Consider the following 13,133-nt stretch of genomic DNA (forward strand, 5'->3'; position numbering starts at 1 on the left):
TTCCGGACCCGCCTAGCCTTTCACCGCCCCGATCGCAATCCCTTTCACAAAATATTTCTGGACAAAGGGATAGATAACCAGGATGGGCAGAATCCCCACCAGCGCAATAGCCATTCTAACCGAAGCCTGGGGGACGCTGGCCGCTATATTGGACGTATTTATCTGGGAATTCGGGTTATTGGATAAATATTCAATATTTTTCAGCATATTATTGAGCATCTGCTGTACACTGAACAGTTTGGCATCCGTCACATAATACAGTCCGTTAGTCCAGTCGTTCCAATAGGCCACACCGATGAATAATCCGACCGTCGCCACAATGGGTTTGGCCAGCGGCAGCACCACTTTCCGGAATATTTTGAATTCTCCCGCTCCGTCTATCCTTGCCGCCTCCAGCAGGGAAATGGGAACATTGCTCTGCAAAAAGGTGCGGACCAGAATCACATTAAAGGCATTCATCAGAAGTCCCGGTATTATCAGCGCCCAAAACGTATTTTTAATATGAAGGTAACGGGTATACATGATGTATGTGGGTACCAGCCCTCCGTTAAACAGCATGGTAAAAAAGAGAAAAAAGGCAAAAAAGGTTTTCCCCGGAAACTCGGGCTGTGAAAGGGCATAGGCATAAAGGACGGTCAGGCAAAGGCCCGCTGTGGTGCCTGCTGCCGTAACCAGTATGGTTATCCCGTAGGCCCTGAAAATCTGGGCTCTTTCATTCCAGATATACTGATATGCCTCCAGACTGAATTCCTTCGGGAAAAAGGAATATCCGTACAGGGTGATAACCGTATTGCTTGTAAGGGATGACATAACCAGAAGAATAAACGGAATGACCATAACCAAAGCTACCAGTGCCATTACCACATTTGCCCCTATTTGAAATCTTAATTCATTTTTACTTTTCATTTTCACTCCATTTTCCTTTTAAAGAAGCGGAATAACCGGTATTCCGCCTCTTCCTGTCAGAACAACGCATTCTCCCTGCTATATTTTTTGGTAATATAGTTAGCTGTCATAACCAGAAGGAAACCTACCAGGGACTGATAGACACAGGCCGCTGAAGACATGCTCACATCCCCCATATTAATCAGCCCGCGGTACACATAAGTATCAATGGTATTCGTGGCATCAATCAACGCTCCTGAATTCATCGGCACCTGATAAAACAAACCGAAGTCGGAATAGAAAATTCGTCCGATACTCATCAGCGTAAGAGTAATCATGGTCGGTTTGAGCAGAGGAAGAGTGATATGCCTGATCTCTTTCCATCTGGACGCCCCGTCTATGGAAGCCGCTTCATACAGTTCCTGATCAATTCCCAGGATGGAGGCCAGATAGATAATAGAAGAATATCCGGCCCCTTTCCAGCAGTTGACAAAAATCAGAATGAATGGCCAGTACTTCGGTTCCGAATAAAAGGCTATCGGTTCCATGCCCAGACCTTTCAGAAAGCCGTTAATAAAGCCTGTCTGCCCGCTTAAAAAAGCATAGGATAAATAGCTGACGATTACCATAGATATCAGATAAGGCAGCAGTATCAAAGTCTGGTATACCTTCACACACCTTTTATTCCTGATTTCACTCAGAATAATCGCAATCGCCACTGCTGCAACTAAATTGACCACAATAAATGCACAGTTATATCCCAGCGTATTTCGTGTAATCCGGAATGCATCCGGTGTTTTAAACAAATATTCAAAATTGGACAATCCCACCCAGTCGCTTTTCAATATTCCCTTGGTAAAATTCAGATCCTTAAAAGCAATTATCACGCCGAACATGGGAATATAATTATTGATAAGCAGATACAAAAATCCCGGAAGAAGCATGAGATAGAATGGGATATATTTTCTGAAACGTCTTTTTTTTACTGACACCTTCCGTTCCTTCCTTTACTTTTCTGCTATCCAGGCATCCGCCTGCGCCTGCATCTCATCAACGATTTTCTGAATGCCCGCAGCCTTCAGTTCCTCATTAAATTTAGCCACCGTCGTATCCGGATCATTCAGGCCGGCTTCCGCAATCCCCTGATATTTGTCAATGACATTGGAAATGGCTACGATTTCATTTTTTACTTTGGAGCTGTCAAAGATAAAGCCGTAAAGAGGGGAAATTTCAGCGGTATCATTATATTTCTGATACTCTTCCCACACGTTTTCCGGATCGGTCTCCCACGCATATCCGATTGCCGCGTTTCCGGTAATCCAGGATTCATTGGTCCAGCCTACCGTACTGCTTGTCACGCCTTCCGGATAGCCTGCGATACCATTTTCATTCACCACGTAATCTTTATTTTCAATACCAAAACGGAACAGATTCTGCACCTTGGGATTGGAATAAAGAATATCCAGGAAAGCGAGTGCTTTTTCCGGAGCTTCACAGGCCACCGGCAGAGACCACTGGCTGAAATCCACGCCCTGTGTTGTAAGGATTCTGTCCGTAAGAGGAATCGTAACCATATCCATACCGGTATTCATAGTCTCCTGCGTGGTCGTTCCGGGATGGGAATTTCCGATATATCCAAAGCAGTTCCCCGCTTTGATCAGATCCTGTCTCACATCCGTAATGGTGGTGGAATCCGGGATGAAATATCCTTTTTTATTCCACTCAAATGCCTTTTGGGCCAGCTCCATATACTCATCCGTTTCATAGGTATTGACAATATCAATATGTCCGTCGTTATCATTCATGTAAACGCCCACACCTGACTGAATGATATCGAAAACCCCTTTATTTATATTGGCAAGAGGGCCTCTCTTTGGTTCTGAGCTGACCAGAAGGGACATTTCGGGATGAAGTTCCTTTACCTTTTTAAGAAGCTCCTCCACGTCATCCAGTGTTTTTATCTGTGCGGCGTCCATCCCGGTTTCTTCCAGAATATCCTTTCTGCACACAAGTCCTGCCTGCGCCGCCAAATCGCGGAAGGTAGGAACACCGTACAGCTCATCTCCCACATAACATGCATCGATGTATTTCCCCATCGCATCCTGCATGTCTTTTCCGTAAGTATCCATCATCCCTGTTATGGGAATCAGCTGCCCTTTATTGACATAATCCTTTGTTCCGGAATAGGAAAAGAACAAATCCATTTTCTCACCGCTGGAAAGCATCAGATTGGTCTGATCCGTATAGGTTCCCCATTCCAGTACATTCAGACGGATAACCGCATCCATGGTCTTGCTCACTTCTTCATTAATCGCAGCTTCCACCTCTGCCAGGCTGGCCGGTGCCGAACTTATGCCGGGAAAGGTCACCAGAATTTCTGTCATTTCCCCATCCTTTAATACGGGATCCCCGGCTTCCGCGTTTTCCTGAACTGCCGTGCTCTCTGATGCTTCATTCGTTCCTTCCGCCGGAGCCGTTTCCGTGCCTGCGCTGTTTCCGCATGCCCCTAATACCAAAGCCGCACTGAGCGCCAAAGCTGTAATACTTACTCTCTTTTTCATGATATCCCTCCTGCCCGCTCTCACGAGCCGCAAATCTCAGTTACACCATAAGTTACTTACAAAGGCCTTTGTTTGATTATAGTATAACGGCCGGCCAATTCTGTCACAAGAACAAAACCGACCGGCCGTGTAACGATTCCGACTTCTTCCCTTACTCACGTGCAGCGCCCGCTCTCGCTCAGGCTGCTGCGGTATTCCGCCGGGGTGATCCCCGTACATTTCTTAAAGATCTTGGAAAAATAAGGAGGGGATTCATAACCTACCAGGCCGCCTATTTCACTGATCGATTTCTGCATATCCGCAAGATATTCCTTGGCTTTCAGTATGCGGAAATGCTGTACGTATTCCATGAGCGTATACCCGGTCGCACATTTGAAGCTCCTGTTCAGGTAATCCTGATTCATATGCACCAGTTCCTCCACATCCTTCCGGTTAATGGATTCGTTATAATGCTGCTCCAGATACTCGCGGAGGCTGCGGATGAGTTCATTCCCCGCACCGCTCCTGCCGTTTCCGGACAGTGCCTCTTCCATTATGCTGCCCGTCCACTGATCCCCATAATAAATCCTCTGCCCCTTCCGGAAGTACTGCCGGGACACCTCCTTCAGCATCCGGTACCGCTGCGCCGCTTCCTCCAGCCGCAGCTCCTTCGTATAGTAGGCATACAGCTCATATTTCAGATATCTCGACACCTTTCCCAGAAAAACCCGGGACATTTCCTCAATATCCTCCTTCTGTTTCCCTTTCTTCACCAGCCATATCATATCCCCGTTATACTCCAGCATAACGGTCTCCGGAAACAGCTCCTCCGCAATATTTTCCAATGCGAAATAAAAAACCGATCCTTTATCCGCCTTGCTTTCCTTCCCCGTTAAAGGCAGCAGAACGAGATTGTCCAGTTCCAGATCTTCTTTCTGCATTCCTCTGCGGACAATTTCTTTATCCATATAATCGGCAAAGGGAAGAATCTCTTCCGAAAGCAGGTCACGATAGAAAATTTTCTCCGTTTTTCCGCGGTTTTCCTCATAGTATTCTCCATATCTTCTCTGTTCTTCCCGTTTCTGTTCCTCCCTGATATTCTGCACGGCCTCTTCCACCACCGCTTTCAGTTCTTTGAAAACTATCGGTTTGAGAAGGAATTTGAATACCCCGATGGAAATAGCGTCTTTGGCATAGTTAAAGTCAGGGAAACCCGTCAGTATGATATTCACGATATCCGGATACTCCTCCTGCACCCATGTAAGGAACGAAATCCCGTTCTCCTGGGGCATTTCTATATCACTGATTATTATCTGTATCGATTCCTGCGTTACAATCCGTTTCGCCTCCTGGGCATTGTAGGCTGTAAAGACCTCGTTTATTCCAAGATCCTCCCAGCAGACCGCTTTTTTCAGGATCTGAATCACAGCCACTTCATCATCCACCAGTAAAATATTCACCCTGCTATTCCTCCCTTCTTTCCGGAATCCGGATATATATTGCCGCCCCCTGTTCCCGGTTCCTTATTTTGATTCCGGCCCTTCCATGATATAAAAGCTTCAGCCTGTTTTTGATATTCACAATACCTATATGCTGCCCATTTTCTTCGATATCTTCCCCCGCTTCCAGCTTACGCAGCATTTCCTGCCGGAATCCCACGCCGGTGTCCGAGATTAGAAAAACAAGGCTCCCCGGATATTTTCTGACGGTAATATGAAGGGTAAGCCTGGGAACCAGGGTGATATTATGCTTGATTCCATTTTCTATAAAGGTCTGGAGCAGCAGCGGAGGAACCCACTCCTCTTTTCGGTCCGCATCGCATTCCAAAGAAAAATCTAGGCATTCCGGATAACGCATCTGCTGGATTTTAATATAATCCTCCACACAGCCAATTTCCTGCTCCAGCCTCACAAAATCCTTTTTGGTGCTGAGCAGGTAGCGGAAATATCTGGACATATATACCGCCAGCTCCTGTATTCCTTTATAATCCCGTATTTCAGCCAGTCCATAGATCAGGTTCAGGATATTGGTATATAAATGCGGCTGGATCTGGACACGCAGATAACTGCTCTGGATGCGCTGTTTATCCAGCATGTTCTCGTAGACATCAATTTTCAGCTTCATTATCTGTTCCGCCATATGGTTAAAGGTTTCATACAGCACCTTGATTTCATTATTGCGCGGATATTCTCTCAGGCGAACCTCCGTCCTGCCTTCACTGAAGGCTTCCATGGCGTCTTTCAGGCTGTTCAGAGGATTGAAAACCACCTTTCTCTGAAACTGGATAACCCCCAGGATAATGATGCAGCCGATAAGGATGGCGCATACCGTCAGCATCCACAGATAATCCCGCTCACTGTAAAGCCTGTTCTGGGACACGATGGCTCCCAGGCTGTAATCGGTCTGCACGAGATCGTTCTTGAACAGGATCTCTGAGGAATAATCCATATCCTTCCCCATCCTTGTCACGACATTCCCTTCTCTGTCCAGAACCGCAACAGCCTCGGCGGCCTTACTGCCGCTCATCATATCCTCCAGTATAATATTACACTCCACATAGGCCCCCACATATCCGTTAAACATGCGGTATACCTGTAAAAAGTAATATTTTCCTCCGCTTTCCATAAGACTCCAGCTATTATTGTTGCGGATTCCTCCCGCATCGATATAATCCTTTACGGTCTTTTCATTTTCCAGGTTTTCCACATAATTCCCCGAATGTCCGGTGGCACGGAGAAATATTCCTCTTTCCGGAACATACGAAAAAATACACATCTGATTTCCATGCATACTTACAATATCAATCAGCTTGTCCAGCAATTCTATTTTGCTTGTTTCCACCAGAAGACTGTCGTTTGACTCGCATATATTATAGAAGGCTTCCCCGCCTTCATAGCTTATTATGGAAAGCATGGAATTATTGATGGTTTTCAGCTTATCCGCCCAGAATCCGCTGTACAGTTCCAGGGAATTCTGGTACATTTCTTCCGCCCGCTGCCGGTACTGTTTGAGCACATAAAAATTGGACATCTCCATAAGGAATATAATTACCATTAATGCAATCAGAATAGAAAGAAGCACTTTCGTGTAGATCGACTTTCTGTAATCCAATGTGAGCCTTTTAAAAATACCCATAACTCTCCCTCTTTTCCTTATAAAGCATTATCCATTTCATATGCACCCCGCAATACATCCGAAATATCCCTTTTTAATTTTATTTTATTATAATTGAATAAGACAAGGTTAAAAACGACTTCTTCTGTAACAATCCCGACCAGATTATTCTGCCCATAACCAGTCCTTCTCAGTATCTGATTATACAGGAATGGCATAATAAATTCCCTGAAATAAATAAAAAAAGAGATGACAGCGGTGATATAGCACTCCCGAAACAAATCCGGCAAATAACCAAATCCATTTCAGAGGCGTCATAACGACCGCAAATCATCTCTTTTTCAATATCATTATTTCATTTTTCGGGAACCGCAGCATTTCTGCCGGAACCACACCTGTTATCAGGGCTTTAAGACCGTATCCAGCACCTGGGCCTGAATCCTGGCCAGATAATCATTCGGATGGTTCAGGAGGTTTCCCGTCAGATCGATATATCTTTTTCTTTTCATCACTTCCCGCTGCACACCCTGTACATCCGCAAGTACCACGCCCTGTCCGCACAAAAGCCGCAGGCTTCTGGCATACTCATGCTGATGGGCACAGAAATAATGGGGTTCTGTTTCCGACAGAGGATTCGGCAGGCTGGTGGCAATCAGGACAAATTCCGTTTCCGGCGCCTTCTCACGGATACGCTCCATCAGACGCTTTGTCTTTTTCCGGTATTCTTCCCCCGCACATCTGTCGTTCATGCCGAAGCCCAGCAGAACCAGATCCGGCTGATAAGAAGCGGCTCTTTTCCATGCATTCTCTATCGCCCACTCGGTATCCACTCCTCCTACGGAGGTGTTTATAAATTCAATGGGCACGCCGTAAAAATCCTGCAGGCTTTCCATCAAAAGCTCAGACCACTGAGGCTGCTTCGGCTCCAGGCCATACAGTCCGCTGCAGTCACAGCCGCAGGAAATGCTGTCGCCATACAGGACAATCCGTACCTTTTCTTTTTGTTTCCATTTCCCATACAGGCGGGGAAGACGGGCGATCCGGGAAACCGGGCGGTATCCTGTCCACTTTTCTTTTGTCTCATAGGTAACTGCCGCCTGCCAGCGGGTAATCATTTCCGGATTGCCTATGGCATTCAGGTTCAGGAACTTCCCATCCGTCGTTGCTACCGGCCCGAAATCCAGTTCCATGGCGTTGCTTTTCTGCCCTTCTTTTGCTTCTTCGAAGGAATCATAATAGAAACTGTTCCATCCGGTATGGGGCATACGGCTGTCCTGCGTGAGAACCAGCCGCCCGTCCTCCACATAACAATCTCTTCCTAAATCAAAGGTACAGGACTTATCATAGCTTTCTATCGCAATCACTTTTTCCGGTTCCAGAAGGAAAGGGGCGCTGCAAGGCTCCCCGTCCCCCACCATGGCAAAGGTTTCCCTGAAAACCTGCCCGCCTTCCCATACCGGTCTCAATAACATATTTTTATCTGTCATTTCGTCCGTCCCTTTCTTCTCATTCCAGACAGAAGGAAGCCAGACTCGCGCCGCCATCTCCCTGATAAACAAAGTACAGAGCCTGCACGCCGTCCGGAATGGCAATTGCTGCACCGTATTCCTTCCACTCGTTGGAAAATTCCACAGGAATCCAGCCCAGTACCGGGCCGTCCCATGCTGTTTTTACTCCAAAAGCCCCTTTACAGTAACCGCGCACTCTTATGGATACCCGGCTTATTCCCTTGCATGCAAAATACTTAAAGCCTGCATGGGCTCCGTCCCTCATGTTGGCGATATATCCGGTTTCCTCATCACCGTCCCTGCCGTCCTGGGTGATCTTGGGGAAACGGCAGTCCATCCATTCTCCCGGTGCTCCCGTCGTAAACGCTTCGTCTCCTGTAAACAGATGGCAGGCAAGATATGCCGGGTACTCCCCTTTACCTTCCAAAGGACCTCCGTTGGCTCCGCAGGAGGTTATTTCCGCCTGAACAATACTTCCGTCTTCACGGAAAGAAATCGGTTCGATGCAGCCCTGCCTGCTGAAATTAGTCCCGTCCGTATGCCTGTGATAGAAAATATACCATTTTCCCCGGATTTCCACGATACTGCCATGATTATTCCCGCCATAGCTCATAGGCTTTTCAGCCGGCTTATAGGTATCAATATGACAGTCATTGTTGCTGACAATCACGCCCCCATACACAAAATCCTTCATAGGAGACTTACTGGTGGCATAGCACAGCTCAACCATGGCAACTGAAGAATAAATAAAATAATAGGTGTCACCTTTTTTCCGGATGGACGAGGCTTCAAAAAATTCATGGCCTTCAAAGCTGCTTCCCTTGCTGTACGGCTGGCTGGGCGCAATATTTACCGGGCCTTCCTTTATAGTGAGCATATCCGGGCCGAGCACTGTTCCCATAGGGCCGCTTCTGGATTTGTCGCCAATCGCACAGAAGCCCGTATACAGATATGTATTCTCTCCTTCTGTCATCACGCCCGGATCAAACTGTGGTTCATCCCCTTCTTTTTCTCCCAGACGTGTGCCGTCCGCATAATGGACATATCCGTAGAATTCATATTCGCCTGCCGGCGTATCGCACACCGCCACGGATACCACAGGTACCTTATCCAGGACATAATAGAGATAGTATCTGCCGTCCGGCCCCACCGTCACGTCCGGTGCATACAGACACATATAGCCGTCCGGATTCAGCGGATCCTGCGTTTTCCGGTAAATCACTCCTTCATAACGCCAATCCCCCAAATCATCCGCCGGAGCGGACCAGCATACATAATCATTCAGACAGTATGCATGGCCGCGGAAACGGTCATGGGAGCCGTAAATATAGACTCTGTCATTAAATACATAAGGTTCTCCGTCAGGGATATATTCCCAGGACGGAAGATAAGGATTATATGCTTGTTTTTTCATACTTTTGCTGTACCTTCCCTTCCGAAGCCCGGCTGACAAACGGACAGACACAGGCCTTTTTTATTTCTTATTTTTTCATATACCTTTGGGGAAAGCAATGACTTATCCTTATGAAAAAATTGATTTATTATCATATTGTGACGGAATGATAATAAATCAATTTTTTCTGCTTCCTGGAGAACTCCTGTAATTCTTCCCTTATTTCACCACTACCCGTACCCTGTCCAGATTCCGGCACTGTACGAATATATCGTCCAGCTTTCCATCCCTGCTGCTCTGGACCTTCAGCACAGGAAAATAGATCCCCGGCTTTTCAAACACATGCGTCGTTTTTACATATGCGATACGTCCGTCCTCTTCTTTTACCAAATCTTCATATTTGCTGAAATCATCCGTCCTTTCGTAATCCCATGCTGCCGCCGTCACCCTTCCTGCCATAGGCGGCACTTCAATTCTGGCGGTAAAGGAAACCGGCTCACCGGCTTTTACGATAATGCTTTTTTCCCCATTCGCCCTTGCATCCACTACAGGCTGAAGGCCGCCACGCTCTCCGGCTGTTTCCGGCACCTTTATCTGTCCGTCTTCCAGACGGTAGCTGGTGGTGGGCAGCGGAGCGATCCCTTTTTCACACCAGTCCGCCAAATCCAGCAGGGCCTGATGAAGAATCCCCAGATAATCTACCTGATGCTGTTTGTCATCCAGATAACCAGCCCTGTCATCATGAATACAGTGGTCATTATAATACAGACGGAACCAGTTCTCCTCATCCCCGTCCTTTGCCTTTCTCACCGCGTTCCGGTACCAGTCTCCGTGCCATGCCAGAGCGCTTTCATCCAAAATGCTGCAGACCGCAATCACTTTTCCGTTGATCCGTCCGTCTGGCACACTCCCGCCTCCATTCTGCGCGATCAAAGGCGCGATCAGCACAGGCAGCTGGGGATAAAGAGGTTTTCCGTCCTCATCACGGTACTGGTCATATACCCGGTAGCTCGCATCGGGAACCTGATGGCGCTGAAGAGTCTGCATCGCCAGATAATCGCTGTTATCGATCATTATCTGATCCCCTTCCGCCAGACCTGCCAGGGAATCCGTTCCATTACTGCCGTCATAGGCACTGCTCACGTTAAGAAGCTCTCCCTCAATTTTATCAATCGGACATTCCTTTCCCTTTGCCCTGCCGCTCATGACACGGATGCGGCTGTGATAAAGACAGGCGTCTTCAGCAGGAAGCTCCGACAGCCGGATTACCGGAGTTTCATTGTTGCCGATTAACGTATTCAGCCAGCTGTTATCCACACTGTTATATATCTCTTCTGCCGATTTCTTTTCTTTATAAATCAGTTCTTTCACCGTAGTGACAAACCGGACCCTGTCCTTTGCCTCCATACTGTCCGGATCCGAACCCGCAAAGCCGGGCTTTGTCCAGAAATCCGTGAAATACTGGGGATATATCTGATATATCATGGGAGCGAGAACCATCAGGGCGCCGTCTCCCATAAAGGGCCAGCTGAACCATCCCCTTTCAGGGAAGCCCATTCTCGAGGCTTCCCTCAGCACTTCCTGCTGCTGTGGGGTCAATCCTTCGTAAATATCCCCGCTTCCGCCTGATTCCATGGCGTCCACTATTTTTTCCAGTCCTTTTTTGCCCAATACACGCATCACCCGTACTCTCGGGCAGAACACATTCGGAGTCGCCATAGGGTTCGCCAGCACATAGGGTACGCCGCCATCCCACACACCTTCCGTCATTTCCATACAGCTCATGGTTTTAAAGCTGCCGCCGCTTCCCCCGAAAATATACCCGTACGGCCGATGCTCATAACCGTAGATTCTCTGAGCCGTTTTACGGCCGAACTGCGCGCCGTTGGCGCTGGACCTATAGAGCCGTTCTCCTCCCGTCAGCGTAAAGCCACCCTGATTCGTGACCACATAGTAAGCCCCGTGGGACAGGGCAAAACTGATTTTGTCGTCTTCCCCCGTCAGAGACTCGCTCATATGCTCATCCTCCGGCGCAGGCGAAACATATTGAAAAAAACGTCCTTCATACTTTTCCTTTTCCGGGAAATACAGGCAGAACTTCACCTGTGTTCCCCCTTCCTCCGTTCCGAGAAAGCCCCCATGCACAAAATAATGTCTGACCGGCTTCTCTCTCCATTCTTCCACGTCAATATAGGGGCGGGAGAAATAAGGATCCTCCTCCGGAACATACAATTTTTTCTCCTGCATTGTTATTATCCCTCCTGCTGTCCTGCAGCCTTTTCTGCTATTGTTTTGCGTCGTTCTTCATTATCTGTTTTTATCTGCGGCATCAGTTTATCCAGCTTGTAAAGCAGAAGGCTTATGGCTACCGCTACCCATAAAACCGCGGGAACTATGCTGAATAAAGAACGTATCATCATGATGGCGCTGTCCGGGATTAAAGACATATCTCCCACATAGCCGGACACCGACAACAATACTCCAAGAACACCCGCGCCAATAGATGAACCTATTTTGGTTGCAAAACCGGTCACACATCCCAGGGTCCCTTCCATACGCTGCATTCCCTTCCATTCATTGAAGCTGGCGCATTCAATAATCAGCAGATTAATCAGCATGGAAATCGGAACGCTTCCCACTCCATAGCAGACCGCGGCAATCCCCAGAAGGACCATGTTCCCTCCTGCAAAGAAGTTAATTATATATCCGAGCGCACTGACAAAGCAGCCCACAAACATCAGCTTTGCAGTGGAAAATCTTTTTATAACAGCCGGGAAAATAATGACTGTCGGTATTCCAATCATCTGTATCGCGCTGATAATTCCCATCTTTGATACATCCCTGGCAACATAGGTGAAATAATAAACATTCACCCCCATGTTCATTACGAAATTAGACACAAACATAATCAGAGCCACAATATAGATGTACGGATTCCTGGTAAGCACTTTTTTCACATCGCGGAAATTGACTTTTTCTTTCTCTCCATTCTCATCAACCACATCCACATCTACTGTTTCCTTTACAAAAAAGAAACGCATCAGCCCGATTATGGTCAGCGGTATGGCAAACATGGCTATCAGCATGCTCCACCCGGAAGCGCTTGTTGCAAATCTGGACATACAGATAGGAAATGCAATATTAAATGCAACCGTCCCCAGCATGCTTATGATGCTGCCATAGGAATTGATTGTCACAAACTGCTCCTCATACCGGAAGGCCCTCACCATATACACCGTATTATTCGCATTCAGAAATGTGTAAAAAATACTATTTACCAAAGCATACATACACAGAATCCATGCGCTTTTGACAACCGTGCTCCATTGGGGAGAACAGGAAAACATCAGCCATGTGCAAAACCAGACACCCACAATGCACAATTCATACGGCCGTCCCCGTCCCCATTTCGTATTGGTTTTATCCACAAGATAGCCTGCGATAATATCCGTAAACCCGTCCAGCAGCTTGCTGACCACGAGAAGCGTTCCCACCAGCGCAGGATTCATCTTCAGCGTATCCGTACAGTATACGGACAAAAAACCGATTGCCATCAGGGCACAGCCCTGGGATATCGCCCGGCTCTGCCATGCGAGCATACGCCCCGCTCCCACTGCCTTAGGATTCTTTTCCCTTTTCCCCATAATTCCCTTACCTCCTGTCAGTTGTTACTTCCTGTTAACAATGATTTAT

Annotated in this window: 9 protein-coding genes; all 9 read right to left on the minus strand. The window is 47.4% G+C overall.

The annotated features are described in order from the left end of the window. Window positions 1-12: 12 nt before the first annotated feature. Window positions 13-906: a carbohydrate ABC transporter permease gene (locus BLA28_RS09605; RefSeq protein WP_044969596.1), complete on the minus strand. Its 894-nt coding sequence runs from the start codon at window positions 904-906 to the stop codon at window positions 13-15. Between the two features lie 56 nt (window positions 907-962). Next, window positions 963-1,877 carry an ABC transporter permease gene (locus BLA28_RS09610; protein ID WP_009255541.1) on the minus strand — a complete coding sequence of 305 codons (915 nt, stop codon included), beginning with the start codon at window positions 1,875-1,877 and terminating at the stop codon, window positions 963-965. A 15-nt stretch (window positions 1,878-1,892) separates the two neighbouring features. Then, entirely contained in the window at window positions 1,893-3,446 is a 1,554-nt protein-coding gene (locus BLA28_RS09615) for an ABC transporter substrate-binding protein (protein ID WP_071699082.1), read from the minus strand. A 155-nt stretch (window positions 3,447-3,601) separates the two neighbouring features. After that, complete coding sequence (locus BLA28_RS09620) at window positions 3,602-4,885, minus strand: response regulator transcription factor (RefSeq protein ID WP_069156841.1); 1,284 nt, start codon at window positions 4,883-4,885, stop codon at window positions 3,602-3,604. Between the two features lie 4 nt (window positions 4,886-4,889). Beyond that, window positions 4,890-6,560: a sensor histidine kinase gene (locus BLA28_RS09625; protein ID WP_069156840.1), complete on the minus strand. Its 1,671-nt coding sequence runs from the start codon at window positions 6,558-6,560 to the stop codon at window positions 4,890-4,892. Between the two features lie 380 nt (window positions 6,561-6,940). Next, entirely contained in the window at window positions 6,941-8,026 is a 1,086-nt protein-coding gene (locus BLA28_RS33350) for an SGNH/GDSL hydrolase family protein (RefSeq protein WP_069156838.1), read from the minus strand. 19 nt (window positions 8,027-8,045) lie between these two features. Further along, window positions 8,046-9,461: a family 43 glycosylhydrolase gene (locus BLA28_RS09640; RefSeq protein ID WP_069156837.1), complete on the minus strand. Its 1,416-nt coding sequence runs from the start codon at window positions 9,459-9,461 to the stop codon at window positions 8,046-8,048. 198 nt (window positions 9,462-9,659) lie between these two features. After that, on the minus strand, window positions 9,660-11,687 hold the full coding sequence (locus BLA28_RS09645; RefSeq protein WP_069156836.1) for a hypothetical protein: 2,028 nt from the start codon (window positions 11,685-11,687) through the stop codon (window positions 9,660-9,662). A gap of 5 nt (window positions 11,688-11,692) precedes the next feature. Further along, window positions 11,693-13,084, minus strand: a complete 1,392-nt coding sequence (locus BLA28_RS09650; RefSeq protein WP_069156835.1) for an MFS transporter — start codon at window positions 13,082-13,084, stop codon at window positions 11,693-11,695. Window positions 13,085-13,133: the final 49 nt, after the last annotated feature.

The sequence above is a fragment of the Eisenbergiella tayi genome (assembly GCF_001881565.1).
Classification (GTDB): domain Bacteria; phylum Bacillota; class Clostridia; order Lachnospirales; family Lachnospiraceae; genus Eisenbergiella; species Eisenbergiella tayi.

What these genes read in the sequence shown, in the direction of transcription:
- BLA28_RS09605 (WP_044969596.1), bottom strand. Translation starts at nt 906, where the DNA reads ATGAAAAGTAAAAATGAATTAAGATTTCAAATAGGGGCAAATGTGGTA.
- BLA28_RS09615 (WP_071699082.1), bottom strand. Translation starts at nt 3,446, where the DNA reads ATGAAAAAGAGAGTAAGTATTACAGCTTTGGCGCTCAGTGCGGCTTTG.
- BLA28_RS09625 (WP_069156840.1), bottom strand. Translation starts at nt 6,560, where the DNA reads ATGGGTATTTTTAAAAGGCTCACATTGGATTACAGAAAGTCGATCTAC.
- BLA28_RS33350 (WP_069156838.1), bottom strand. Translation starts at nt 8,026, where the DNA reads ATGACAGATAAAAATATGTTATTGAGACCGGTATGGGAAGGCGGGCAG.
- BLA28_RS09640 (WP_069156837.1), bottom strand. Translation starts at nt 9,461, where the DNA reads ATGAAAAAACAAGCATATAATCCTTATCTTCCGTCCTGGGAATATATC.
- BLA28_RS09645 (WP_069156836.1), bottom strand. Translation starts at nt 11,687, where the DNA reads ATGCAGGAGAAAAAATTGTATGTTCCGGAGGAGGATCCTTATTTCTCC.
- BLA28_RS09650 (WP_069156835.1), bottom strand. Translation starts at nt 13,084, where the DNA reads ATGGGGAAAAGGGAAAAGAATCCTAAGGCAGTGGGAGCGGGGCGTATG.